Annotated in this window: 19 protein-coding genes and 2 pseudogenes; 1 reads left to right on the top strand and 20 read right to left on the bottom strand. The window is 70.8% G+C overall.

All coding sequences use genetic code 11. The annotated features are described in order from the left end of the window. Nucleotides 1-4: 4 nt before the first annotated feature. The 18 genes and pseudogenes from Q9R47_RS07195 to Q9R47_RS07110 all read right to left on the bottom strand — a co-directional run bounded on the left by Q9R47_RS07195 (nt 5) and on the right by Q9R47_RS07110 (nt 21,766). Nucleotides 5-877: a cell division protein FtsQ/DivIB gene (locus tag Q9R47_RS07195; RefSeq protein WP_311232524.1), complete on the bottom strand. Its 873-nt coding sequence runs from the start codon at nt 875-877 to the stop codon at nt 5-7. Further along, nucleotides 874-1,878: a D-alanine--D-alanine ligase gene (locus Q9R47_RS07190; protein ID WP_311232523.1), complete on the bottom strand. Its 1,005-nt coding sequence runs from the start codon at nt 1,876-1,878 to the stop codon at nt 874-876. Before Q9R47_RS07190 ends, Q9R47_RS07195 begins: the two co-directional genes overlap by 4 nt. Beyond that, nucleotides 1,878-3,305 (bottom strand): UDP-N-acetylmuramate--L-alanine ligase, encoded by a 1,428-nt coding sequence (gene murC / locus Q9R47_RS07185; protein WP_311232522.1) that lies wholly within the window; start codon nt 3,303-3,305, stop codon nt 1,878-1,880. Before murC ends, Q9R47_RS07190 begins: the two co-directional genes overlap by 1 nt. Then, nucleotides 3,302-4,551: pseudogene (gene murG, locus Q9R47_RS07180) on the bottom strand (undecaprenyldiphospho-muramoylpentapeptide beta-N-acetylglucosaminyltransferase); the annotation flags it as partial. The pseudogene murG and the gene murC, both read right to left, overlap by 4 nt. Further along, nucleotides 4,536-5,519 (bottom strand): annotated as a pseudogene (ftsW, locus tag Q9R47_RS07175) (putative lipid II flippase FtsW); the annotation flags it as partial. The pseudogenes murG and ftsW, both read right to left, overlap by 16 nt. Before the next feature lie 203 nt (nt 5,520-5,722). Then, nucleotides 5,723-7,741 (bottom strand): UDP-N-acetylmuramoyl-L-alanine--D-glutamate ligase, encoded by a 2,019-nt coding sequence (murD, locus tag Q9R47_RS07170; RefSeq protein ID WP_404977113.1) that lies wholly within the window; start codon nt 7,739-7,741, stop codon nt 5,723-5,725. Continuing rightward, complete coding sequence (gene mraY, locus Q9R47_RS07165; RefSeq protein ID WP_311232519.1) at nt 7,738-8,916, bottom strand: phospho-N-acetylmuramoyl-pentapeptide-transferase; 1,179 nt, start codon at nt 8,914-8,916, stop codon at nt 7,738-7,740. Before mraY ends, murD begins: the two co-directional genes overlap by 4 nt. After that, nucleotides 8,907-10,391: a UDP-N-acetylmuramoyl-tripeptide--D-alanyl-D-alanine ligase gene (gene murF, locus Q9R47_RS07160; RefSeq protein ID WP_311232518.1), complete on the bottom strand. Its 1,485-nt coding sequence runs from the start codon at nt 10,389-10,391 to the stop codon at nt 8,907-8,909. Before murF ends, mraY begins: the two co-directional genes overlap by 10 nt. Then, the gene (locus Q9R47_RS07155) at nt 10,388-11,980 is read right to left on the bottom strand and encodes a UDP-N-acetylmuramoyl-L-alanyl-D-glutamate--2,6-diaminopimelate ligase (protein ID WP_311232517.1); all 1,593 of its coding nucleotides are present in this window, start codon (nt 11,978-11,980) and stop codon (nt 10,388-10,390) included. The genes murF and Q9R47_RS07155 overlap by 4 nt, the downstream gene beginning before the upstream one ends. Further along, nucleotides 11,977-13,722 (bottom strand): penicillin-binding protein 2, encoded by a 1,746-nt coding sequence (locus tag Q9R47_RS07150; protein WP_311232516.1) that lies wholly within the window; start codon nt 13,720-13,722, stop codon nt 11,977-11,979. Before Q9R47_RS07150 ends, Q9R47_RS07155 begins: the two co-directional genes overlap by 4 nt. Continuing rightward, nucleotides 13,719-14,060 carry a cell division protein FtsL gene (gene ftsL / locus Q9R47_RS07145; RefSeq protein WP_311232515.1) on the bottom strand — a complete coding sequence of 114 codons (342 nt, stop codon included), beginning with the start codon at nt 14,058-14,060 and terminating at the stop codon, nt 13,719-13,721. The genes Q9R47_RS07150 and ftsL overlap by 4 nt, the downstream gene beginning before the upstream one ends. Further along, on the bottom strand, nt 14,057-14,989 hold the full coding sequence (rsmH, locus tag Q9R47_RS07140; RefSeq protein ID WP_311232514.1) for a 16S rRNA (cytosine(1402)-N(4))-methyltransferase RsmH: 933 nt from the start codon (nt 14,987-14,989) through the stop codon (nt 14,057-14,059). The genes ftsL and rsmH overlap by 4 nt, the downstream gene beginning before the upstream one ends. A 5-nt stretch (nt 14,990-14,994) precedes the next feature. Then, nucleotides 14,995-15,423 (bottom strand): division/cell wall cluster transcriptional repressor MraZ, encoded by a 429-nt coding sequence (gene mraZ / locus Q9R47_RS07135; protein WP_311232513.1) that lies wholly within the window; start codon nt 15,421-15,423, stop codon nt 14,995-14,997. Nucleotides 15,424-15,831: 408 nt separating this feature from the next. Next, nucleotides 15,832-17,148 carry an ATP-dependent protease ATPase subunit HslU gene (gene hslU, locus Q9R47_RS07130; RefSeq protein WP_311232512.1) on the bottom strand — a complete coding sequence of 439 codons (1,317 nt, stop codon included), beginning with the start codon at nt 17,146-17,148 and terminating at the stop codon, nt 15,832-15,834. A gap of 115 nt (nt 17,149-17,263) precedes the next feature. Beyond that, the gene (gene hslV / locus Q9R47_RS07125) at nt 17,264-17,812 is read right to left on the bottom strand and encodes an ATP-dependent protease subunit HslV (RefSeq protein ID WP_311232511.1); all 549 of its coding nucleotides are present in this window, start codon (nt 17,810-17,812) and stop codon (nt 17,264-17,266) included. A gap of 127 nt (nt 17,813-17,939) precedes the next feature. Further along, complete coding sequence (locus Q9R47_RS07120; protein WP_311232510.1) at nt 17,940-19,766, bottom strand: STAS domain-containing protein; 1,827 nt, start codon at nt 19,764-19,766, stop codon at nt 17,940-17,942. Nucleotides 19,767-19,891: 125 nt separating this feature from the next. After that, nucleotides 19,892-20,389 (bottom strand): RNA polymerase-binding protein DksA, encoded by a 498-nt coding sequence (dksA, locus tag Q9R47_RS07115; RefSeq protein WP_311232509.1) that lies wholly within the window; start codon nt 20,387-20,389, stop codon nt 19,892-19,894. 297 nt (nt 20,390-20,686) lie between these two features. Then, on the bottom strand, nt 20,687-21,766 hold the full coding sequence (locus Q9R47_RS07110) for a GTP-binding protein (RefSeq protein WP_311232508.1): 1,080 nt from the start codon (nt 21,764-21,766) through the stop codon (nt 20,687-20,689). 197 nt (nt 21,767-21,963) lie between these two features. On the opposite strand from Q9R47_RS07110, the gene Q9R47_RS07105 reads away from it, so the two are divergent. Beyond that, nucleotides 21,964-23,361 carry a diguanylate cyclase domain-containing protein gene (locus Q9R47_RS07105; RefSeq protein WP_311232507.1) on the top strand — a complete coding sequence of 466 codons (1,398 nt, stop codon included), beginning with the start codon at nt 21,964-21,966 and terminating at the stop codon, nt 23,359-23,361. On the opposite strand, the gene Q9R47_RS07100 is transcribed toward Q9R47_RS07105, so the two are convergent. Continuing rightward, nucleotides 23,327-24,514 carry a class I SAM-dependent methyltransferase gene (locus Q9R47_RS07100; RefSeq protein WP_311232506.1) on the bottom strand — a complete coding sequence of 396 codons (1,188 nt, stop codon included), beginning with the start codon at nt 24,512-24,514 and terminating at the stop codon, nt 23,327-23,329. The genes Q9R47_RS07105 and Q9R47_RS07100 overlap by 35 nt on opposite strands. Before the next feature lie 47 nt (nt 24,515-24,561). Then, complete coding sequence (locus tag Q9R47_RS07095) at nt 24,562-25,581, bottom strand: tyrosine recombinase XerC (protein WP_311232505.1); 1,020 nt, start codon at nt 25,579-25,581, stop codon at nt 24,562-24,564. Nucleotides 25,582-25,599 lie beyond the last annotated feature (18 nt).

The following is a 25,599-nucleotide window of genomic DNA, read 5'->3' as shown; positions in this document are numbered from 1 at the left end:
TGTGTCAGCGATTCCTCGGAGGCTCGCGCCGCGCGCCGTTGTTGCTGCTGCTCCCGCCCGCCGGACGCCGCGCGGCTGCGCGCGGCGCCGCCCGCGGCACGTCGCCCTCGACGGTGGTCACGCCGCGCAAACGCATGGCGTAGCCGTCCGGATGACGCAGGTCCGCGGATTCCAGCGCGTCGGCCCGGCGGCCGTACTGGGCCGTCACGCGCGCCAGCGTGCGCACGAAGCGCCGGGTCCGCATCTCGACGTCGTCCGGCGAGCCGCCGCCCAGTTCGAGCGACGCGCCGCTGGTGAGCGAGCCGCGCCAGCTGCCGCGCGGGGAGAGCTCCAGCGTCGCGAGGCGCGCACCCAGCGGCTCGACGATCGGCGCGAGCCGCTGGTACATCTGCATCACCGCCGCCGACTGGCCCTGGGGGCCCTGCAGCCGCGGCAGTTCGTCCTCGTCCACGTCGTCCGGGCTGGCCTCGAACACCTCGCCCCGGGTGCTCAGCAGCGTCGATCCCTCCTCGGGTCCCCAGTAGGCGAAGGCGTCGTGCTCCTGCAGCTCGACCCGCAGGCTGTTGGGGAACTCGCGGCGTACCATGGCGCGCCGCACCCACGGCACCTGCTCGAAGGCTTCGCGCACCGCGGCCAGGTCCATGGTGAAGAAATTGCCCACGAGGTGCGGCCCGACGTTGGCGCGCAGCGTGACCGCGTTGTTGTGCACCAGCTCGCCCTGCACCACGATGCGCCCGATCGCGAACATCGGATGGTGCCGCGCCCAGGACCCCGCCGCCACCAGCACGGCCGCGGCGCAGCCCACGAACAGGACCGCGGCGGTCCAGTTCATGAGCTTCACGTCCAGCGGTGCGGGCAGCGAGGTCGTCGTGGTCATGGCGTTCCCGTCCGTCCCGCCGCGGGCTGGCGGCCCTGCTCGGCATCGAGCGACGCGCTCGCGAGGATGCGCACGCACAGCTCCTCGTAGCTCATGCCCGTGGCGCGCGCCGACATCGGCACCAGCGAGTGGCCGGTCATGCCGGGCGAGGTGTTGATCTCCAGCAGGAAGGGCTTGCGGTCGCGCGCGCGGATCATGATGTCGGCGCGTGCCCAGCCGCGGCACTGCAGCGTGCGGAAGGCCTGCAGCACCATGCGCTGGATCTCGCGCTCCTCGTCCTCGGGCAGTCCGCTCGGGCAGTGGTACTGCGTGACGTCGGTGAAGTACTTGTTCTGGTAGTCGTAGTTGCCCTCGGGCGCCACGATGCGGATCACCGGCAGCGCGCGCGCCTGCGCGCCCTGGCCGAGGACGGGGCAGGTGGTTTCCTCGCCCTCGATGAATTCCTCGCACAGCACCTCGGGGTCGTAGCGCGAGGCCAGCAGGTAGGCCTGCTCGCACTGCCCCGGGGAGGTGACCTTGGTGAGCCCCATGGTGGAGCCCTCGCGCGAGGGCTTGACGATCATCGGCGAGCCCAGTTCCTTGAACGCCTGCGCGGTTTCCGAGGCGCTCGACACCAGGCGCCAGTCGGGAGTCGAGAGGCCCTCGAAGCGCCAGATGCGCTTGGTCATGATCTTGTCCATGGCGATGGACGACGCCATCACGCCCGGGCCGGTGTACGGAATGCGCAGCAGCTCCAGCGCGCCCTGCACCGTGCCGTCCTCGCCGTGGCGGCCGTGCAGCGCGATGAAGCAGCGCGTGTAGCCGTGGCTCTTGAGTTCCGAGAGGTCGGACTGCGAGGGGTCGAACGCATGCGCGTCCACGCCGCGCGCGCGCAGCGCCTGCAGCACGCCGCCGCCGGACATGAGCGAGACTTCGCGCTCGGCGGAGTCGCCGCCCATCAGCACGGCCACCTTGCCCAGCGCGCGCACGTCGATTTCGGTTTCAGGTAAGCCCGCGGCCATCACCGACCCTCCTGCATCGCCGGCACGTCCGTGCGCAGCATGTCCACCACCTTCGCGGGCACGGCGCCGATCGAGCCGGCTCCCATGCACAGCACCACGTCGCCAGCCCGCGCGTTGTCCGCGATGCGCCGGGGCAGCTCCGCCACGTCGTCCACGAAGACGGGCTCCACCTGCCCCGCCACGCGCACGGCGCGGGCGAGCGAGCGGCCGTCCGCCGCCACGATCGGCGTCTCGCCGGCCGCATACACCTCGGTGAGCAGCACCGCGTCGGCGCTGCCCATCACCTTCACGAAATCCTCGAAGCAGTCGCGCGTGCGGCTGTAGCGGTGCGGCTGGAAGGCCAGCACCAGGCGGCGGCCCGGGAAGGCCCCGCGCGCCGCGGCGATCGTGGCCGTCATCTCCACCGGGTGGTGGCCGTAGTCCTCGATGAGGGTGAAGGTGCCGCCACCCTGCGCGGGCAGCTCGCCCCAGCGCTGGAAGCGCCGGCCCACGCCCTTGAACTGCGCGAGCGCGCGCAGCAGCGCCTCGTCGGGGACGTTCAGCTCCACCGCCACGGCGATCGCCGAGAGCGCGTTCAGCACGTTGTGCTCGCCCGCGAGGTTCAGCACCACGTCGAGGTCGGGCAGCGTGACGCCGTTGCGGCGCTGCACCCGGAAGCGCATGCGGCCCGCGTCGGCCCGCACGTCCACGGCGCGCACCTGGGCGTCCTCCGAGAAGCCGTAGCTCGTGACCGGGCAGGTCACGTCGGGCAGGATCTCGCGGATCGCGGGGTTGTCGGTGCAGAGGATGGCCGTGCCGTAGAACGGCATGCGGTGCAGGAAGTCCACAAAGGCCGACTTGAGCCGGCCGAAGTCGTGGCCGTAGGTCTCCATGTGGTCGGCATCGATGTTCGTCACCACCGCCATCACGGGCAGCAGGTTGAGGAACGAGGCATCGGATTCATCGGCCTCGACCACGATGTAGTCGCCCTGCCCCAGCTTGGCGTTCGCTCCCGCGCTGTTGAGGCGCCCGCCGATCACGAACGTCGGGTCCAGGCCGGCTTCCGCGAGCACGCTGGTCACGAGGCTGGTGGTGGTGGTCTTGCCGTGGGTGCCGGCGATCGCGATGCCGCGCTTGAGACGCATCAGCTCGGCGAGCATCAGCGCGCGCGGCACCACCGGGATCTTGCGCTCGCGCGCGGCCAGCACCTCGGGGTTGTCGGCCTGCACGGCGGTGGAGGTGACCACCGCGTCGGCGCCCTCGATGTGCGCGGCCGCATGGCCCACGTGGGTGGAGATGCCCAGCGCCGAGAGGCGCCGCAGCGTGGCGCTGTCGGCGAGGTCCGAGCCCGAGATCTCGTAGCCCAGGTTGAACAGCACCTCGGCGATGCCGCACATGCCGGCGCCCCCGAGGCCCACGAAATGGATGTGGCGGATGGCGTGCTTCACGAGGCCAGCTCCTCGCACGCGTTCACCACCTCGCGGGTGGCGTGGATCTTCTGCATTGTCTTGGCTTTCAGCGCGCGCTCCAACAGCGCTGCGCGCTCCGTATTTTGTAGCAATTGCGCCAGCGATCCAGCGGACAGGTCGCGCTGCTGCACGAGCCATCCGCCGCCGGCGTCGGCGAGGAACCGGGCATTGGCCGTCTGGTGGTCGTCCACCGCATGCGGGAACGGCACGAACACGGCCGCCGCGCCCACGGCGGCGATCTCGGTCACCGTGCTCGCGCCGGCGCGGCAGACGATGAGGTCGGCCTCGGCGAACGCGGTGGCGGTGTCGTCGATGAAGGGGGTGAGCGCGGCCTCCACGCCCGCGGCGGCGTAGTTCGCGCGCAGGGCGTCGATCTGGGCGGCGCCGCTCTGGTGGGTAACCACCGGACGCCGGTCCGCCGGAATCAGCGCCAGCGCCTGCGGCACGATGTCGTTCAGCGCCTTGGCGCCCAGGCTGCCGCCCACCACCAGCAGGCGCAGCGGGCCGCTGCGGCCGGCGAAGCGCTCCTGCGGGCCGGCCTGGCGCGTGAAGGCGGTGCGCAGCGGATTGCCGACCCAGGCGCCCCTGCGCAGCGCGTCGGGGAAGGCGGTGAAGACGCGGTCGGCCACGCCGGCCAGCACCTTGTTGACCAGACCGGCCACCGAGTTCTGCTCGTGCACCACGAGCGGCTTGCCGCAGAGCACGGCCATCATGCCGCCCGGGAAGGTGACGTAGCCGCCCAGCCCCACGACCACGTCCGGCCGCACGCGCCGCACCACCGCGAGCGCCTGCCAGAACGCGCGCAGCAGCCGCAGCGGCAGCAGCGCCAGCGTGAGCAGGCCCTTGCCGCGCACGCCCGAGAAATCGATCGGCTCGAAGGCGAAACCCTGCGGCGGCACGATGCGCGATTCCATGCTGCCCGGCGTGCCGAGCCAGTGCACGGTCCAGCCGCGCGCGCGCAGCTCTTCGGCCACGGCCAGGCCGGGGAAGATGTGGCCGCCGGTGCCGCCGGCCATGACGAGGGCGGTCCTGGGGGTGGTCATACGCGCCCTCCCCTCATCGGCGCTGCGCGCCCCGCCGCGCTGGCGCGCGGCGAGTGCTTGTTTTGGCGAAACAAGCACCTCATACGCGGCCTCCGCGCATGAGGTGCTTGTTTTCATAGTCCACGCGCAGCACCACCGCGATCGCCACGAGGTTCATGAGGATGGCCGAGCCGCCGAAGCTCATGAGCGGCAGGGTGAGGCCCTTGGTGGGCAGCGCGCCGAGGTTCACGCCCATGTTGATGAAGGCCTGGAAGCCCATCCAGATCGCCACGCCCTGCGCGACGAGGCCGGCGAACACGCGGTCGAGCGCGATGGCCTGGCGGCCGATGTGCATGATGCGGCGCGTCATCCAGAAGAAGAGCACGATCACCATGAGCACGCCCATGAGGCCGAATTCCTCGCCGATCACCGCGAGCAGGAAGTCGGTGTGCGCCTCGGGCAGCCAGTGCAGCTTCTCCACGCTGCCGCCCAGGCCGACGCCGAAGATCTCGCCGCGGCCAATGGCGATGAGCGAGTGCGAGAGCTGGTAGCCCTTGCCGAGCGCGTGCGCCTCGCTGAACGGGTCGAGGTAGGCGAAGATCCGCTCGCGGCGCCACGGGCTGCCCATCACCATGACGGCGAAGGCGAACACCAGCACGGCCGCGATCAGGAAGAACATGCGCGCGTTCACGCCGCCCAGGAAGAGGATGCCCATGGCGATGATGGCGATCACCATGAAAGCGCCCATGTCGGGCTCGGCCAGCAGCAGCACGCCGACCACCGCTACCGCCACGCCCATCGGCAGCACGGCGCGGAAGAAGCGCTCCTTCACTTCCATCTTGCGCACCATGTAGTCGGCCGCGTAGATCACCACCGCGAATTTCGCGAGTTCGGAGGGCTGGAAGTTCATGATGCCCAGCGACAGCCAGCGGCGCGCGCCGTTCACCACCGTGCCCACGTGCGGCACGAGCACCGCCACCAGCAGCAGGATGGAGGCGATGAACAGCCACGGCGCGACGCGCTCCCAGACGGACATCGGCACCTGGAACGTCAGCAGCGCGGCGACGAAGCCCATGCCCAGCGCGAAGATGTGGCGCATGAGGAAGTGGGTGGGCGCGATCTTGCCGAAGCGCGGGTTGTCCGGCATGGCGATCGACGCCGAATACACCATGACGAGGCCCCAGGCCAGCAGGGCCACGACGACCCAGAGCAGCGCCTGGTCGAAGCCGAGCACGCGCGCCGGCGTGGTCGTGATCTGGCGGTATTCCGTGCCGCCCACGCGCACGGGCAGCACGTCGGCCGCGGGTGCGTCGCCACCGCCGAACCAGCCGGACATGCGCTGGCGCCATCCGCGGGAAACCGTTGCGTCGGCGCTCATGCGAGCCCCCCTTCCAGTGCCTGCCCGGCCTCTTGCGCGAGCACCTGCACGGCCTCGCGGAACACTTCGGCGCGGTGTTCGTAGTTGCGGAACATGTCGAAGCTCGCGCAGGCGGGCGACATCAGCACGGCGTCGCCAGCATGGGCCCGCTGCGCGGCCAGGCGCACGGCCTCGGGCAGCGTGGCGGCATCGACGAGCGGCACGCCCGCGTCCCGCAGCGCGGCGCGGATCTGCGGGCCGTCGCGGCCGATCAGCACGGCCGCGCGCACGTAGCGCGACACGGGCATGGCCAGCGGCGAGAAGTCCTGCCCCTTGCCCTCGCCGCCCAGGATGACGACGACGCGTCGCTCCGCGCCCAGGCCGCCGAGCGCGGCCACGGTGGCGCCCACGTTCGTGCCCTTGCTGTCGTCGAAGTATTCGACCTCGTTCACGCGGCCCACGGGCTCCACGCGGTGCGGCTCGCCGCGGTATTCGCGCAGCGCGTACAGCATCGGCGCCAGGGCGCAGCCGGCGGCATGCGCGAGCGCCAGAGCGGCCAGTGCGTTCACGGCGTTGTGGCGGCCGCGGATGCGCAGCGCGTCGGCCGGCATCAGGCGCTGGATGTGCAGGTCTTCCTCGGCGCGGCCGCGCGTGCGCTTGGCCGTCTCGTCGGCCTCCAGCGCCCGCACCAGCCACGCCATGCCGTTCACGGTCTCGATGCCGAAGTCGCCGGGGCGCTGGGGCATGTCGGCGCCGAAGGTCACGTGGGCGCGCAACTGGGGCTTCTGGAGCTTCACGCGCACGGGCGGCGGCAGCATCGCCATGACGGTGGCATCGTCGCGGTTGAGCAGCATGAGGCCGGATGCCCCGAAGATGCGGGCCTTGGCATTCGCGTAGGCGGGCATGTCGCCGTGCCAGTCGAGGTGGTCCTGCGTGACGTTGAGCACCGTGGCCGCGGTGGGCTCGAAGCCGGTGGCGCCGTCGAGCTGGAAGCTGGAGAGTTCCAGCACCCACACGTCGGGGAGCGCGTCGCCGTCGAGCCGCTCGCCCAGGGTGTCCAGCAGCGTCGGGCCGATGTTGCCGGCCACGGCCACCGAGCGGCCGGCGCATTCCACCAGCAGGCCGGTGAGCGAGGTGACGGTGGTCTTGCCGTTGGTGCCGGTGATGGCGAGCACCGCGGGCGCATAGCCGTGCGATGCCTTCAGCGCGGCGAGCGCCATCGCGAACAGGCCCAGCTCGCCGCCCGTGGCGATGCCTTCCGCACCCGCGGCCACGAACACCGGCGCGACCGTGTCGGGCGAGAGGCCCGGCGAGCGGTACACCGCGTGCAGCGCACGGCCCTGCACGAGCGCGGCATCGAACGCGCCCGGCACGAAGCGCACCTGCGGCAGCTCGGCCTGCAGGGCGGCGAGCTGCGGCGGCGCGGTGCGGGTATCGGCCACGGTCACCTCGTCGGCGCCGCAGCGCACGCACCAGCGGGCCATGGCCAGGCCCGAGGCGCCCAGGCCGAGGATGAGGATGCGCTGCCCGGCCAGCGGACGCAGCGTGTCGGCGGGCCGGCCCTGCGGCACCGCGGCGGCGTCCTGCTCCGGCACGGCCGGCGCGTCGCCATCCACGCTCGCGGCGCCGGCTTCGGTATCGGCCTGCGCCGCAGCGGGCTGGTCGCGGTCCGCCGCGGCAGGTGCTTGTTCGCTCTCCGGCTGCACGTCGGCGAAGATGCGGGCCACGAACTCCGCGGCCTGCTGCGCGGCCGACACCCGCGGCGCGGTCATGTCGATCCCGGCCATTGCGGCATCCACGGCGGAGACGGGGGCGGGAGCAGCGGACTGCGTGCCACCGGCTGCCGGAGCCGGGTCCGGAACTTCAGCCACGTCAGCGGAGGCATCGACCTCGCCGCTTTCCTCCACCGGCGACGGCATGGCGTCCGAAGGCGGGACGACGCCGGCAACCCCATGGGCCAGCGGCAACGGCTCCGCCCCGGCATCCGGAAGGCTGCCGTCGGGCATGGAAAGGCGGTCGCGGTCGATCGGGTTCATCGCAGCTTCAGGGTGGTGAGGCCGATCAGGCACAGCAGCATGGTGATGATCCAGAACCGCACGACGACCTGCGTTTCCTTCCAGCCGCTCTTCTCGAAGTGGTGGTGCAGCGGCGCCATCTTGAGCAGGCGCCGGCCTTCGCCGTAGCGGCGCTTGGTGTACTTGAACCAGGTGACCTGCAGCATCACCGAGAGCGCCTCGACCACGAAGATGCCGCCCATGATGGCCAGCACGATCTCCTGGCGCACGATGATGGCGATGGTGCCCAGGGCGCCGCCGAGCGCGAGCGCGCCCACGTCGCCCATGAAGACCTGCGCCGGATGGGTGTTGAACCACAGGAACGCGAGCCCCGCGCCGGCCATCGCCGAGCAGAAGATCAGCAGCTCGCCCGCGCCGGCGATGTAGGGGAAGAGCAGGTATTTGGAATAGACCGCGCTGCCCGTCACGTACGCGAAGACGCCGAGGGACGCGCCCACCATCACGACCGGCATGATCGCGAGGCCGTCGAGGCCGTCGGTGAGGTTCACCGCATTGCTCGACCCCACGATGACGAGGTAGGTCAGGATCACGAAGCCGAGCACGCCGAGCGGGTAGCTCACTTCCTTGAAGAACGGCACCAGCAGGCCCGCCTGGGGCGGCAGGTCCATCGAGAAGCCCGACTGGATCCAGGTGACGAACAGCTCGAACACGCGGGCGTTGGAGTTCTCGGAGATGCAGAACACCAGGTAGAGCGCGGCCACGATGCCGATGACCGACTGCCAGAAGTACTTCTCGCGCGAGCGCATGCCCTCCGGGTCCTTGCGCACGACCTTGCGCCAGTCGTCCACCCAGCCGATCGCGCCGAAGCCCAGGGTGACGGCCAGCACCACCCAGACGAAGCGGTTCGAGAGGTCGAACCACAGCAGCGTGGAGATGGCGATCGCGCCCAGGATGAGCACGCCGCCCATGGTGGGCGTGCCGCTCTTGGACAGGTGCGACTCCATCGCGTAGCCGCGGATCGGCTGGCCGATCTTGAGCGCGGTGAGCATGCGGATGACCTTCGGGCCGGCCACGAGGCCGATGAGCAGCGCCGTCATGGCCGCCATCACCGCACGGAACGTGAGGTACTGGAAGACGCGGAAGAAGCCGAATTCGGGCGACAGGCCCTGCAGCCACTGGGAGAGCATCAGGAGCATGCGACGCCTCCCTGCCGATGGTGGCCCTGCGCCGATACGTCCGGCACTTCCGGCGCTTCCAGCGCCTGCACCACCTGTTCCATCTTCATGAACCGCGATCCCTTCACCAGCACGCTGCCCGACTTGGGTGCGGCCTTGCGCACCGCTTCGAGCAGCGATGCCATGTCGTCGAAATGCCGTGCGTTCGGCCCGAAGGCCTGCACGGCGTGAATGCCGAGCGCTCCCAGCGCGAACAGCCGGCCGATGCCGCGCCCGCGCGCATGCGCCCCCGCCTCCGCATGGAACTGCGGGCCCTGGTCGCCCACCTCGCCCATGTCGCCCATCACCAGCAGTTGCGGGCCGGGCAGTTCGGCCAGCACGTCGATGGCCGCGCGCATGGAGTCGGGATTGGCGTTGTAGGTGTCGTCCACCCCCGTGATCCGCCGCGGCGCTCCGCCCGGCGGCGCCACGGTGGCGACGAAGGCGCGCGAGCGCCCCTTGACGGGTTCGAAGGCCGCGAGGCCGCGTGCGATGGCGTCGATCGGTGCACCCGCGGCCAGCGCGCAGGCCGTGGCGGCCAGGGCATTGGCCACGTTGTGGCGTCCCGCGATGCGCAGCGTGCCACCGAACGCGCCCTGCGGCGTGTCGATCTGTACGCTCCAGGCGCCGGCCTCCCAGCGGGCACGAGTGCAGCGCACGTCCGCCGCCACGCCCGCCTGGTCGGCGAAGGTGAGGCAGCGGCGCGCGCCGGCCAGGCCGCGCCAGAGCGGTGCATAGGCATCCGCGGCCGGGAACACGGCCACGCCGTCCGGTGGCAGCGCGGAGAGCACCGAGCCGTTTTCCTCCGCCACCGCCTGCACGGTGTGCATGAATTCGAGGTGCTCGCGCTGCGCGTTGTTGACCAGCGCGACCGTGGGCCGCGCCATGCCGGCCAGCAGGGCGATCTCGCCCGGGTGGTTCATGCCGAGCTCGATCACCGCGGCCTCGTGCGCGGCCCGCAGGCGCAGCAGCATGAGCGGCACGCCGATGTCGTTGTTGAAGTTGCCTTGCGTTGCAAATGCGGCCTCGCCCTTCCAGGCGCGCAGCACCGACGCGATCATCTGCGTGACCGTGGTCTTGCCGTTGCTGCCCGTCACGCCGACGAGGGGCAGATCGAAGCGCGCACGCCAGCCCGTGGCCAGGGCGCCCAGCGCCGCCAGGGTGTCGGGCACTTCGATGCCGGGCAGGCCCGCGGCAGCGAGGCGGCCCGGGTGGGCGAGCGCGGCCGCGGCACCGGCATCCCGCGCCTGGGCGAGGAAATCGTTGGCGTCGAAGCGCTCGCCCCGCAGCGCCACGAACAGGTCGCCGGCCTGCAGGGTGCGCGTGTCGGTGTGCACGCGGCGGAGTGGCGGCGGCTGCTGCGATCCGGTCGCGCCCACGAGGCGCGCCTGCGGAATGCGCGCCTGCACCAGGGCATGCGCCTCCTGCAGGGTGAGCATCGTCGCCGAGGCGTTCATGCGGCGGCTCCCGGGCCTGCGGCGTGCGCGGTGGGCGCGGTGGGCGCGGTGGGCGCGGCGGGGCGCAGCGCCAGCGCGGCGCGCGCCTGCGCGGCGTCGGAGAACGGACGGCGCACGCCCGCGGTCTCCTGGTAGTCCTCGTGTCCCTTGCCGGCGATCAGCACCACGTCGCGCGCGTCCGCTTCGGCGATGGCGCGCGCGATGGCGGCCTCCCGCTCGGGCTCCACCTGCACGGTCGTGCCCGCCACGGTGCCCAGCAGGATCTCGTGCAGGATGGCGCCGGGGTCTTCGTTGCGCGGGTTGTCGCTGGTGGCGATCACGGCGTCGGCCCGGTGCTGGGCGATGCGTCCCATGAGCGGGCGCTTGGCGCGGTCGCGGTTGCCGCCGCAGCCGAACACGCACCACAGGCGCCCGCCGCGCTGCGCGGCCACGGGCCGCAGTGCCTGCAGGGCCTGCTCGAGCGCATCGGGCGTGTGGGCGTAGTCCACGGCCACCAGCGGCCGGCCGGGCTCGTGGAGCAGTTCCATGCGGCCGGGCACGGGCGCGAGCTGCGCGCAGGCCCAGAGCGCGTGCTCCAGCGGGATGCCGATCGCGCGCAGCGACGCGACCACGGCCAGCAGGTTGTGGATGTTGTAGTGGCCGATCACGCGCGTCTGCAGCACGTGGGCCTGCACGCCTTCGGCCACCGTGAAGCGCAGGCCGCCCTCGCCCCAGGCGATGTCGCGGGCCTGCAGCCGGGCCGGGCCGGTGATCGACGTGGTCCAGAGGTCCAGCGGGCGCTGCGCGAGCGTGTCCGCCAGTTCGCCGCCGCGCGGATCGTCGATGTTCACCACGGCCGCCTGCAGGCCGGGCCAGTCGAACAGCGCGCTCTTGGCCTGCCAGTAGGCCGCCATGCCCGCGTGGTAGTCGAGGTGGTCCTGCGTGAAATTGGTGAACACGGCCACGCGGATGCGCATGCCGGCGAGGCGGTGCTCCGCGAGACCGATGGAGGATGCCTCGATGGCGCAGGCGCCCAGGCCGTTCGCCACGAAACCGGCGAACGCGCGCTGCAGCCGCACCGGATCGGGCGTGGTGAGGCCCGTGCCTTCCAGCTCGGGCGGCATGCCCACGCCCAGGGTGCCGACCAGGCCGCAGCCGCCCTGGGGCGCGAGGCCGGCGCCGGCCAGCAGGTTGAGCGCATCGGCCAGCCACCAGGTGGTGCTGGTCTTGCCGTTGGTGCCCGTCACCGCGATCACGTCCAGCCGCTGCGTGGGCATGCCGAACCAGTCGGACGCCAGCAGGCCGGTGGCCGCCTTCAGGTCGCGCAGCGCGGCGACGCGCTCGGCCCCGAAACGGAAGGCTTCCACGCCTTCGCGCTCGACGAGGCAGGCGGCCGCGCCGCGCGCGAGCGCCTCGCCCACGTGCATGCGGCCATCGGTGGCGGCGCCCGGCCAGGCGATGAACGCGTCGCCGGGCCCGACCTGGCGGCTGTCGGTGCGCAGCGTGCCACTGCCGGCGCCGATGCGCGCGCGCAGCCATTCCAGCGCCTCGGGCACGGAGCCGAGCAGCGGCGGGGTCGGGTTCTCGGGAACGGGCTCGATCTCGTTCATAGCGACTCCTCGACGCTGTTGGCGACGATGCGGGGCTTCACGGCCATGTCCGGGGCCACGCCCATCATGCGCAGCGTCTGCTGCACGACTTCGCTGAACACCGGCGCGGCCACGGCGCCGCCGTAGAACGAGCCGGCGCTGGGCTCGTCGATCATCACGGCGACGATGATGCGCGGCTTCTCGATGGGCGCCATGCCCGTGAACCAGGCGCGGTACTTGCCGGAGGCGTAGCTCTTGCCGACCTGCTTGCGCGCCGTGCCGGACTTGCCGCCGACGGAGTAGCCCACGGTCTGCGCCTGCTGGCCCGTGCCCCCGGGGCCGGCGGCCATCTGCAGCATCTTGCGGATCTGCGTGGCGGTGCGCGGGGAAAACACCGGCACGCCCACGGCGGGCTCGCCGGTCTTGAGCATGGTGGCGGGAATGATCTTGCCGTCGTTGGCGAACACCGTATAGGAGCGCGCCATCTGCAGCAGGCTGGCCGAGAGGCCGTAGCCGTACGACATGGTGGCCTGCTCCACCGGACGCCAGGTCTTGTAGGGGCGCAGCCGGCCGCTCACCACGCCGGGGAAGTGGATCTGCGGCTTCTGGCCGAAGCCGGCGGCGGAAAACGTTTCCCACATCTCCTTGGCCGGCATCTGCATGGCGATCTTGGTGGTGCCGACGTTGCTGGACTTCTGGATCACGCCCTCCACGGTGAGCACCCCGTAGTTGTGGGTGTCGGAGATGGTGGAGCCCGTGATCGTGACACGCCCGGGGTTGGTGTCGACGATGGTGTCGGGCCGCACGCGGCCGGTCTCCAGCGCGAGCCCGATGGTGAACGGCTTCATCGTGGAGCCGGGCTCGAACACGTCGGTGATGGCGCGGTTGCGCAGTTGCTCGCCGGTGAGGTTCTGGCGCTTGTCGGGAACGTAGCTCGGGTAGTTGGCAAGCGCCAGCAGCTCGCCCGTGTGCGCGTCGATCACCACCACGCTGCCGGCCTTGGCCTTGTGCAGCGCCACCTGGTCGCGCAGCTTCTGGTAGGCGAAGAACTGCACCTTGCTGTCGATCGACAGCTGCATGTCCCGGCCGTCCACCGGCGGCACCTCGGCGCCGACGCCTTCCACGACGCGGCCCATGCGGTCCTTGATGACGCGGCGCGACCCGGCCTTGCCGGCCAGGTCCTTGTCGAAGGCGAGCTCCACGCCCTCCTGGCCGTGGTCTTCCACGTTGGTGAAGCCCACCACGTGCGCGGCGGATTCGCCCTCGGGATACTGGCGCCGGTATTCCTTGCGCTGGTAGATGCCCTTGATGTCGAGCGCGGCGATCTGCTGGCCCACCTCCCAGTCGAGCTGGCGCTTGATCCAGACGAAGGTCTTGTCTTCGTCGGCCAGCTTCGCCTTCAGGGCCGGCAGCGGCATCTCCAGCAGCTTGGCCAGCTGGGGCAGCTTGGCCTGCACCTCGGGCTTGTCCTGCTCGACGTCTTCCGGAATGGCCCAGATGCTGGCGGCGGGCACGCTGGAGGCGAGGATGAGCCCGTTGCGGTCCAGGATGCGCCCGCGGTTGGCGGGCAGCTCCAGCGTGCGCGCGAAGCGCACCTCGCCCTGGCGCTGGAAGAAGTCGTTGCCGATCACCTGCACGTAGGCCGCGCGCCCGGCGAGCGCCAGGAAGCCCAGCGCCACCATGGCGACGATGAACTTGCTGCGCCAGACGGGCGTCTTGCTCGCCAGCAGCGGGCTGGAGGTGTAGAGCACGCTGCGGCTCATCGGCGCGCTCCCCGCGGTGCCGCCGCGCTGACGGAGGCGCCGGCCATGGGCGCGGCCGCCGTCACGACGGGCGTGCCGTCGCCGGCCACGTACTGGGTGATCGCGGGCGTGGCCGTGCGCATCTGCAGCCGGTCGCGCGCGAGCTTCTCGACGCGCAGCGGCGTGGCCTGGGCCCGCTTCTCGACCTGCAGGCGCTGGTGTTCGGTCTCCAGGCGGCGCGACTCGGCGATGGCGCGGTCCAGCTCGGTGAAGAGGCGGCGCGATTCGTACTGCGTGTGCACGAGGTAGAGCGCGCTGGCGAGCACGCCCAGCAGCAGCACGAGGCTCAGGCGCGTCATGCCGGCACCTCCGTACGCTCGGCCACGCGCATCACGGCGCTGCGCGCGCGCGGGTTGGCCTCGACCTCGGCGGCGCCCGGCTTGATGCGCTCCAGCGCCTTCAGCCGCATCGGCTGCGGCGCGGCGAAGGGCGCGCGGCGGTCGTAGACCTCTTTCGAATGCTGCGCGATGAACTGCTTGACGATGCGGTCTTCCAGCGAATGGAAGCTGATCACCGCGAGCCGGCCGCCCGGCGCCAGCACGCGCAGGCACGCCTCTAGCGCGGCCTGCAGCTCTTCCAGCTCGGCGTTGATGAAAATCCGAAGAGCCTGAAAGGTCCGGGTGGCGGGGTTCTGCCCGGCTTCGCGGGTCTTGACCGCGCCAGCCACGAGCTGGGCCAGCTCGGAAGTGGTGCGCAGCGGGCCGCGCTCCGCGCGCCGAGCAACAATCGCCTTTGCAATGGGGCCAGCAAACCGTTCTTCACCGTATTCACGAATCACCTCCGCAATCTGCCCCACTTCGGCCGTCTCGAGCCAGTCGGCCACGCTCTCGCCGCGCGTGGTGTCCATGCGCATGTCGAGGGGGCCGTCGAAGCGGAAGCTGAAGCCCCGGCCGGGGCTGTCGATCTGCGGCGAACTCACGCCCAGATCCATGAGGATGCCGGCGGCGCTGCGCTCCGGCAGCTCGGCCATATGGCGAAAACCTTCGTGCCGAATGGAAAAGCGCGCATCGGTGATGCGCGCTGCTTCGTGGATCGCCTCGGGGTCCTTGTCGAAGGCCACGAGGCGGCCATCCGGCCCCAGCCTCTCCAGTATTCGGCGGGAATGCCCGCCCCGGCCGAAGGTCGCGTCGACGAAGACGCCCGAAGGCGCGGGGCCGGCGCCCCCGAGCAGGGCATCGACCGCCTCGTCCAGCAGGACGGTGGTGTGCATGAGAGCGGTATCAGCCATGGCCTTCAGAAAGAAAAGTCCTTGAAAGCCTCGGGCATCTCGCCCTGCATCGCCTGGGCCTCCTGGGCCTCGTAGGTGGCCTTGTCCCAGAGTTCGAAATGGTGGCCCATGCCCAGCAGCATGGCGTCGCGGGTGATGCCGGCCGCCTGGCGCAGCTCGGGCGCCACGAGCACGCGGCCGGTGCCGTCCATGTCCACGTCCTGCGCGTTGCCCAGGAAGATGCGCTTCCACCACTGGGCGGACATCGGCAGCTCGGCGATGCGCTCGCGGAACTTCTCCCATTCGGGGCGGGGGAAGACCATGAGGCAGCCGTGGGGGTGTTTGGTGATGGTGAGCTGGCCGGCAGCGGTGGCGCTCAGGACGTCACGATGCCGGGTGGGCACGGAAAGCCTACCCTTTGCATCCAGACTCAGCGATGACGCCCCTTGAAACACCGATCAGATCCCGACAATGTTGTCGCCGCCGCATCCCGCGGAAACGGGTTCGGAGGGCACTTTTCACCACTTAATTGCACTTTTTTGCACTGTAGCAGGAAAAGTCCCGACCAGCGGTCCGGGTGCAACAAAGTATTGCAATGAAATCAACAACTTAGCGCCGATTGACAAAATCCTTGGGAGGCAAAATCCCTTGATGGATAAGCACTTAGCGATCCGTATGCATGTGATACCTGAGAGTAACCAGCCGGCAGGGACTTCGCGGGACCCGTCCGCCTCCTTCCCCATGGAGGCCGGAATGTGGCGCAAAAGCCAAGCTGCCGCCCGGCAGTGGAATGCACGGGCGGCAGCGGAGGGCGCGGGAATTTCTTGCGAAATTCCCGCTCGTCTGTAGGAAAAGAGCGCTTCTTACAGGATGTAGCGCGAAAGATCCTCGTCCTGGCTGAGGCTCTGCAGGCGCCCGTCCACGTAGGCGGCATCGATCCGCACGGTCTGGCCGGACAGCTTCGCGGCGTCGAAACTCACCTCGTCCAGCAGCCGCTCCATCACGGTGGAAAGGCGCCGCGCGCCGATGTTCTCGGTGCGCTCGTTCACCTCGAACGCGATGCGCGCCAGCCGCGTGACGCCCTCGGGCACGAATTCCAGCGTGACGCCCTCGGTGGCCAGCAGGGCTTCGTACTGCTTCACGAGGGAGGCGTGCGTCTGGGTGAGGATGGCCTCGAAGTCGCCGACCGACAGCGACTCCAGCTCGACGCGGATCGGGAAGCGTCCCTGCAGTTCGGGAATCAGGTCGCTGGGCTTGGCGAGGTGGAAGGCGCCCGAGGCGATGAAGAGGATGTGGTCGGTCTTCACCATGCCGTACTTGGTGCTCACGGTGGTGCCCTCGACCAGCGGCAGCAGGTCGCGCTGCACGCCCTGGCGCGACACGTCGGAGCCGCCCGCCTCCTGGCGCGTGGCGACCTTGTCGATCTCGTCGATGAAGACGATACCGTTCTGCTCGGCGTTCTGCAGCGCGCGGGTCTTCACGTCCTCCTCGTTCACCAGCTTGGCGGCCTCCTCGTCGGTGAGGAGCTTGAGCGCCTCGGCGATGCGCAGCTTGCGGGCCTTGCGGCGCTCCTGGCCCATCTGGCTGAACATGCCGCGCAGCTGCTCGGCCATCTCCTCCATGCCCTGCGGGCCCATGATCTCGAGCTGGGGCCGGGCGTCGGCGAGGTCGATCTCGATTTCCTTGTCGTCCAGCTGGCCTTCGCGCAGCTTCTTGCGGAACACCTGGCGGGCGGTGTTGTCGGCCGGCTGCTCGCCGGTGCGGGCGGAGGGCACCAGCACGTCCAGGATGCGGTCCTCGGCGGCATCCTCCGCGCGGGCGCGCAGCTTCTTCATGTCGGTCTCGCGGGTCTGCTTCACCGCCACCTCGACGAGGTCGCGCACGATCGAATCCACGTCCTTGCCGACGTAGCCCACCTCGGTGAACTTCGTGGCCTCCACCTTGATGAACGGCGCATCCGCCAGCCGCGCGAGGCGCCGGGCGATCTCGGTCTTGCCCACGCCGGTGGGGCCGATCATGAGGATGTTCTTCGGGGTGATTTCCTGGCGCAGGCCGGCCTCGACCTGCTGGCGGCGCCAGCGGTTGCGCAGCGCGATCGCGACGGCGCGCTTGGCGCCCGACTGACCGACGATGTGGCGGTCGAGCTCGGAGACGATTTCCTGGGGGGTCATGGACGACATGGGGGTCACTCGGTGCGGAACGGGGCCGGGAAGCGGCCGGAAGGAAGGGCGGCGGGCGGGCCAGGCAGGAACGGCCCACCGCGCGCGACGGGGTCTGCGCCGCGGCGCCAGGGGGTCAGAGCGTTTCCACGGTGTGGTGCATGTTCGTGTAGATGCACAGCTCGCCCGCGATGGCGAGCGACTTGCGCACGATCTCCTCGGCGGACAGTTCGGTGTGGTTCAGCAGCGCCTTGGCGGCCGAATGCGCATAGGCGCCGCCGGAGCCGATCGCGACGATGCCCTGCTCGGGCTCCAGCACGTCGCCGTTGCCGGTGATGATGAGCGAGGCGCTGGCATCCGCCACGGCCAGCATGGCCTCCAGGCGGCGCAGCACGCGGTCGGTGCGCCAGTCCTTGGTGAGCTCGATGGCGGCGCGCGTCAGGTGGCCCTGGTGCTTCTCCAGCTTGGCCTCGAAGCGCTCGAACAGCGTGAAGGCGTCGGCCGTGGCGCCAGCGAAGCCCGCGAGCACCCGGCCGTGGTGCAGCTTGCGCACCTTGCGCGCCGAACCCTTGACGACGATGTTGCCGAGCGTGACCTGCCCGTCGCCGCCGATGGCGACCTGGATGGTGCCGTCCGCGGCCTGGCGGCGGACGCTGAGGATGGTGGTGCCGTGAAACTGTTCCATAGCGTCCGGAGGTGGGGCCGGGCGCCCGGATTGCAACAGCGGAGTATCTGCGACGCGGCGCCTCGCCGCAACCGCCTCGCCGGGTTCCGCGGGCCGCTCCCGGGCCTCGGTGGCCGGGCCGGTTGCCTCAGTTGCGGCGGGGCACGATGAGCGCGTGCTCGTTGATGCCGATCACGTTGAAGAACACGGCCACCAGCCGCGGCATCTGGGTGAACTGCACCACGTGGCCCTGGTCCTGGTGGGCGGCCGTCCAGTTGAGGACCGAGCCGGCGGCCGCGAAATCCACGCGCGCGAGCCGGTCGCAGCCGATGGCGAAGGGCACGCCGGCGCGCATGTGCGCCTCCAGCGGCTCCAGCATGGGGGTGGCGTCGCCTTCGATGTGCCCGGACAGCATCGCCGCGGGCGCGGCTTCCTCCAGCCCCGAGGGCCGGGAGGACGGCTCGCCGAAGCCCGACGAGAAGGCGTCGGCCTCGAAACCCGCCGCGCCGGACGGTGCGGCCGATCCGCCGGCCGTGCCGCCGTCGTCCGAATAGCTGCACCGGGATGCCGCCCAGGACGGGGGCGAGACTTCGTAGGTGACGCAGTAGTCGAGGGCGACCAGCTCGAATTCGTCGGGACGCCCCATCAGCCGGAGCGCGGCCATGCGCAGGCGCCACCAGTCGGGGGCGACGCCCCGGTCGCCCGACGGGGTGCGGGCTTCGAGCAGGCTGGACAAGGCATCCACGTCCTTGAAGACGATGGCGTCGGTGCCGTCCGCCCACCGGCCGAACAGCTGCGCGAGGGCCGGCAGGGCCGGTTCCTCGATGGACATGAGGCGCGTCCAGACGAACGTCCAGGGGGATGCCGCGGCCCGCGCGACGGATGCCTGCAGCGCCGCCACCGACTGGGGAGCGAGCACGGAGGGCGCGTTCCACACGAATTCGCGCGCCGGCGCCGCGGCGCCGGCGGACGCGGAAGCCGGCAGCGGCGCCGATGGCGCGGCCACCTGCAGGCCCAGCAGTTCGGGAACGGAAAACCACAGGGGCGCCGACCGGCCGAAACGCGCCGCGAAATCGATCGCCAGGGATTCGAAGCGCTCGTGCTCGCCGATGGCGCGGTAGAGATCGAACAGCGCCATCCAGAATTCGGCCTGGCGCTCCGGGCCGTCGCCCTCGTGCTGCCGCAGCACGTCGAGCAGGGCCGCCTCGGCGCCGGCATGGTCGCCGTTGGCGAAAAGGATGGCGGCCTCTTCGAGATCGGGCTCGTGCACGAAGGGCTCGGGCTGCGCCGCAGGGGCCGGCGCGTACTGCGGCTCGGCGCGTTCGGTGAGCAGCGGCGGGGACACCGGGAAGGACGCGCCGGACGCGGCAGCTCCCGGATAGGGCAGCGGCTCCGTGGCGGCGCCGAAATCCGCTGCGGGCGGCGCGATGCTCTCTCCGGAGAAAAGCGGCTGCACGCCCGCCTGCGCGAGGTGGGCCGGCAGGCTCGCCGGCGCCGTCGGGGCGAATGCGCGGGCGTGCACGGCGTCGATGTCGGCATCGGCCTCGGCGGCACCAGGCGCGGCCGGTGGGGGAGGCGCGAGCGTACCGGGCGAGGTGGCGCCGGAGGACTGCTTGCCCTTCCACCACTGCTGCGACATCTGCGCCTCGATCTCGTCGATCTTCTTGAGCGTGACCGCCCGGTCGTCCGGCGAAGTGATGCTGGTATGGAAGAACGAAGCGCGCGCGGCGGGGTCCTCCGACTGCTGGCCGTGCAGCGCCTCCCGCTGGCGCAGCTTGCGCAGCTGATCGAATTCACGGCGCCGCACGAAGTCGTTGCGGCGCTTGCGCTCGATCATTTCCTTGAGCACCTGCTTGCTGTACTGGCTCTCCCGGTCCTCGTCGATCGAATCGAGTTCGTTCCAGTTGACGGTGGGATTGCGCACGAAGCGCACCACCTTGGACAACAGGCCGCGGGAGGATTCTTCCTTGCTCATGGGCGGGTCGTGGCTCCGGGCGCTCGCCGCGGCGCGCTGGCGGCGGCCGGGCGGAAGATGGCGAAAGGCGGAATGCCGGCGGAGCCTGCGGGACGCACCCTCCGCACGACCGAGCTTACACCGTCTCAGTCACCGAACATCTTCTGCTTGAGTTCGCGGCGCTGCTGCGCCTCGAGCGAGAGCGTGGCGGTGGGCCGGGCCAGCAGGCGGCCGACGCCGATCGGCTCGCCGGTCTCGTCGCAGTAGCCGTAGTCGCCCGCGTCGATGCGCGCGATGGACTGCTCGATCTTCTTGAGCAGCTTGCGCTCGCGGTCGCGCGTGCGCAGCTCCAGCGCGTGCTCTTCCTCGATCGTGGCGCGGTCGGCCGGGTCGGGCACCACCACGGTGTCCTCGCGCAGGTGCTCGGTCGTCTCGCCCGCGTTGTTGTGCATGTCCTGCTTGAGCTGAACGAGCTTGTGCCGGAAGAAGGCCAGCTGCTTCTCGTTCATGTACTCGCCGTCGGGCATGGAAAGCACCTCGGCGTCGGTCAGCTCCTCGGCCGGCTTGGTCTTCCAGTTGTTGGCCAGCTTCGGGTCTTTCTTGGCGGCCGTGACGGGCGTTTGCGCTTGCAGGGTCGTAGGCATGGTATTTAATGGGCTGGCTGCGCCGGCGGGGGGGCCGGCGACGGTGCCGTGGATGGTACGGTCAATTGATCCAAACGGGAAGAAGTCCACCTCCCACGTCCGGCGGTTTCCACGACGATGGAACGGCGGTGCGGCAAATCCGGTTCCCACCCGTGCCGCGCTGTGCCGCGAAAGCGGTCGGTGCGGCGGTGGTTCCCTGCCGTTTTTGCCGGGGCGCGATTGTATCGGCCGATCCCGCGTCCGCACGGCCGGGGAGCGAGAAGTGGCGCTTATCCTACAAGCCGCCCCCGGCAGCCGTCAGACCAGGCACTGCTCCAGGCCCTGCTGGAAGATGTCCTGCGGCAGCTCGATGCCGATGAAGACCATCTTGCTCTGGCGCTTCTCGCCCTCCGCCCACTGCGGGCCCAGGTCGCTGCCCATGAGCTGGTGCACGCCCTGGAAGATCACCTTGCGCTCCGTGCCCTTCATGTGCAGCACGCCCTTGTAGCGCAGCATGCGGGGGCCGTAGATGTTGACGATCGCGCCCAGGAAGTCTTCCAGCCTGGCCGGATCGAACGGGCGGTCGGCGCGGTAGACGAAGCTCTTCACGTCGTCGTCGTGGTGATGGTGGTGGCCATGGCCGCCGTGCTGGTGCGAGGGATGGCTGCAGTGCTCGCCGTGCGCATGGTCGTGGTCGTGGTGCTCATGGTCGTGGCCATGCGCGTGGTCGTGGCCGTCCTCTTCCTTCAGGAAGTCGGGGTCGATGTCGAGCTTCGCGTTCAGGTTGAAGCCCCGCAGGTCGAGCACCTCGGCGATCGGCACCTCGCCGAAATGCACCGCCCTGATCGGCGCCCGCGGGTTCATGTGCTTGAGGCGGTGGATCAGCGCGTCGGTCTCCTCCGCCGGCACCAGGTCGGTCTTGGAGAGGAAGATCTGGTCGGCGAAGCCCACCTGGCGGCGCGCCTCCTGGCGGTCGTTCAGCTGCTGGGCGGCGTGCTTGGCATCCACCAGGGTGAGGATGGAGTCGATGAGGTAGGTCTCGGCGATCTCCTCGTCCATGAAGAAGGTCTGCGCCACCGGGCCCGGGTCGGCCAGGCCGGTGGTCTCGATCACGATGCGGTCGAACTCCAGCATCCCCTTGCGGCGCTTGGCGGCCAGCAGCTGCAGCGTCTCGCGCAGGTCCTCGCGGATGGTGCAGCAGATGCAGCCGTTGCTCATCTGCACGATCTGCTCCTTGGAATCCGTCACCAGGATGTCGTTGTCGATGTTCTCCTCCCCGAACTCGTTCTCGATGACGGCGATCTTCTGGCCGTGCGCCTCCGTGAGCACGCGCTTGAGCAGGGTGGTCTTGCCCGAGCCGAGGAAACCGGTGAGGATGGTGACGGGAATGAGGGACATGGTCTGGAATGCTTTCGGCGAAATGCGGCGCGCCGGTGCGGAACGCCATGGCAAAAGTTTAGCGAGGCTGTCAAGCCCCGACAGCAGCAAGGACGGCCGCCATCTGTTCCCATCGCCGACGCGGCAGTTGTTACATAGTGGTGTTCCATGGAATCGTCCTTCCGATCCGCTCCCTGTCGTTCCTCCCACCCCAGGCCATGGACTTCCGCCTGACCGCCGATCTGCTGGAATCCCTGGGCATCGCCATGTGCGTGTTCGATGCCGGGGAGCGCACCGTCCTCTGGAATCCGTCGTTCCTGCGCTTCTTCCCGGAGCACGAGGGCCACGTCCACGCAGGCGAGCCCTATGCCGACAACCTGAGGCGCTTCTACCTCGGGCGGCTGCCGGCCGACGACCTGCCCCACATCGACCGGTTCATCGCCGACGGCCTGGTCCGCCACCGCACGCAGACGCGCCCTTTCGTGTTCCAGCACCGGGGGCGCTGGCTGCGCGTGGCCGCGGTGCCGCAGGCCGGCGGCTGGCGGGTGCGCGTCTGGCAGCACGTCGCGCATGCGAGCGAGCCATCCGGCCTGGACGTGCTGCCCGACAGCCAGGCGCAGCTGCCGTCGTCCGGCACGCGGCAGATGCTGGAGGACGTCGGCGAGGCCGCGACGGTGCTGGACGACGAGGGCCGCATCCTGTTCGCGAACGAGCACTTCGTGCTGCTGTACGGCCTGCCCTCCGGCTCGGCGCTGGAGCAGCAGACCTACGTGCAGATCGTGCAGCGGCTCTGGGATGCCGCACCCGACCCGGACGAGCGCCGGCAGCGGGCGCAGGACCTCGCCGCGGCCCTGCACGATGCGGCCTACTTCGCCGGGGCTCCGTTCGAGGTGCCGCTGCCGGGGCACCGCTGGATGCGGGTGGCCATGAACCGCAGCGCCGGCGGCCAGAACTATGCCCTGCACACCGACATCTCCGCGGTGAAGCGCCACGAGAGCGAACTGCGTGCCGCGGAACTGCGCGCCCGCGAAAGCGAGCAGCAGCTGCGGGTGCTGGCCGAGCAGCTGCGCACCGAGACGCGCTACGACGTGCTCACCGGGCTGCTCAACCGGCGGGGCCTGGCCGGCAGCATCCAGGAGCTGTCGGTACATTCCGGGCCCCATGCCCTGCTGTTCATCGACCTGGACGGCTTCAAGGCCGTGAACGACGAAGCCGGCCATGCGGCGGGCGACCAGGTGCTCTGCCAGGTGGCCGGCCGGCTGCGACGGTGCGTGCGCGGCGACGACACGCTGGTGCGGCTGGGCGGCGACGAATTCGTGGTGCTGCTGCGGCACTGCAGCCGGCATGGGGCCCGGGACGTCGGCCTGCAGATCGTGGACGTGCTGCGCGGCGAGCCGTTCCATGCAGCCCAGCACACATTCCGGATCGGCGCGAGCATCGGCGTGCGGCCGTTCGGCGGCGGACAGGAAACGCCGGAGACGCTGCTGGCCGAGGCGGATGCCGCCTGCTACGCCGCCAAGCGCGGCGGCCGCGGCCGCGTCGAGATGGCGGCACCGGGCGAGGCCGGGCCGGTGGCGCCCCTCAGTCCCCCTTGCGCATCACCGCCAGCCCCTTGAGGTATTCGCCCTCGGGGAATTCGAGGGTCATGGGGTGGTCGGGCGCGCCGCCGAGCCGCTCCAGGATGTAGCCGTCCACGCCCGCATCGGCGCCGGCCGAGGCCACGATCTTGTGGAACAGGTCGGCGCTGATCCCGCCGGAACACGAGAAGGTGTAGAGCAGCCCGCCGGGCGAGAGCAGCTGCAGGCCGAGGCGGTTGATGTCCTTGTAGGCCCGCGCGGCGCGCTCGGCATGCGCGACGGTGGGCGCGAACTTCGGGGGATCGAGCACGATGGCGTCGAAGCGGCGGCCCTCCTGGAGGAGGCGCCGCAGCGAGGCGTTCACGTCGGCATCGAGGAATTCGGTGCGGCCGGCGTCGAAGCCGTTGAGCGCGGCATGGGCCCGGGCGCGCTCCAGCGCGGGGCCGGACGAGTCGATCGAGGTCACGTGCTCCGCGCCGCCCGCGAGCGCCGCCACGGTGAAGCCCCCGGTGTAGCAGTAGCAGTTGAGCACGCTGCGCGCGCCCAGCCGGCGCACCGCCTCCGAGAACCGGTGGCGGCTGTCGCGCTGGTCGAGGTAGAAGCCCGTCTTGTGGCCCTCGGCGATGTCCAGGGTGAGGCGCCAGCCGTGTTCGCGGATGGACAGCTCGGTGGGCCCGTCGCCGCGCAGCCAGCCGGTGGCGGGCTCCAGGCCTTCCAGTTGCCGCACGCTCGCATCCGAACGCTCGTACAGCTTCGCGAGCCCGGTGGCCGCGAGCAGGGCATCGGCGAGCACGGCCTTCCAGCGCTCGGTGCCGGCGCTGGTGAACTGCGCCACCAGGGTGTCGCCGTAGCGGTCCACGATGAGCCCGGGCAGTCCGTCGGATTCGCCGTGCACCAGCCGCACGCCGTCGCTCTCGATGGCAAAGCGCTGCCGCGCGCGCACGGCCCGGGCGACGGCCGCGGTGAAGAAGGCGGCATCGATGCGCTGGGCCTCGTCGAAGCTCCAGGCGCGTGCGCGGATGCGGGAGGTCGGGCTGAACGCTGCCCAGGCGAGGAAGCGGCCGTCCGCGGATTCCACCCGCACGGTCTCCCCGCTGTCGCCGCCGCCCTTGGCGATGGCCGATTCGAAGATCCAGGGATGGCGGCGCAGGAGGGAGCGTTCCTTGCCGGGGCGCAGGCGGAGGGTTTTCATGGGGGCGTATTGTCCCCCGGAGCGGAACGCCGGCGGAGCGGAGCGCCCTACTCCTGCGGCTTGCGCCGCGCGCGCGGATGGGCGGCGTCGTAGACCTTGGCCAGGTGCTGGAAGTCGAGCCGCGTGTAGACCTGGGTGGTGGTGATGTTGGCGTGGCCCAGCAGCTCCTGCACGGCGCGCAGGTCGCCGCTGGACTGCAGCAGGTGGCTCGCGAAGGAGTGCCGCAGCATGTGCGGATGGACGGGGGTGGAGAGACCCGCGAGCTGGCTGCGCTGCCGCAGGCGCGACCAGATGGACTGGCCCGTGAGCCGCGCGCCGCGGCGGCCGAGGAACAGGGCGGCGTCCGCCCGGGCGGACTGCGCGCCGCCGAAGGGCTGCAGCCGCACGGCCAGCCAGGCCTGCACGGCCGCCAGTGCCGCCGAGCCCACCGGCACGCTGCGCCGCTTCGATCCCTTGCCGAAGACGTGCGCCTCGGCGGCTTCCAGATCGATCCATCCGCGGCCATCGCGTTGCGTGTCCGGGCCCGGCACGGCGTCCAGCCCCGCGAGTTCGCCCACGCGCAGGCCGCAGCCGTAGAGCAGTTCGACCATCGCCGCGTCGCGCGCCTCCAGCCACGGGTCCGTGCCCGACGAGCCTTCGAACTCCGCGAGCCGCACCGCATCGTCCACGCCCAGCGCCTTGGGCAGCGGCTTGGGCGCGCGCGGCGCACGCACGCCCTGCACCGGGTTGTGCGGCACCAGCCCCTGGCGCGCGGCCCAGGCGAAGAATCCGCGCCAGCCCGAGAGGATCAGTGCGATGCCGCGGCCGCCGCGCCCTTTGGCGTGCATCTGCGCCACGAAGCGGCGGATGTGCGCGGTCTGCAGGCCCAGCAGCGGCTGCCCGGCCTCCTGCGCGAAGGCGGACAGCTTGCCGAGGTCGAGCGTGTAGAGCGTGACGGTGCGCGCCGCCAGGCGCTTTTCCACGCGCACATGCTCCAGGTAGCGCAGCACGTGGGGATCGGCCGCGGCCGCCGCGTCCGGCCCGGGGGCCTGCGCAGCGGGGCGCGCATCGGCGGGCGGAGAAGCCATTCCTGCGGCGCGCGGTTC

The organism is Acidovorax sp. PRC11 (assembly GCF_031844105.1).
GTDB lineage: Bacteria > Pseudomonadota > Gammaproteobacteria > Burkholderiales > Burkholderiaceae_C > Paracidovorax.
This window is presented reverse-complemented; position numbering and strand designations above follow the sequence as displayed.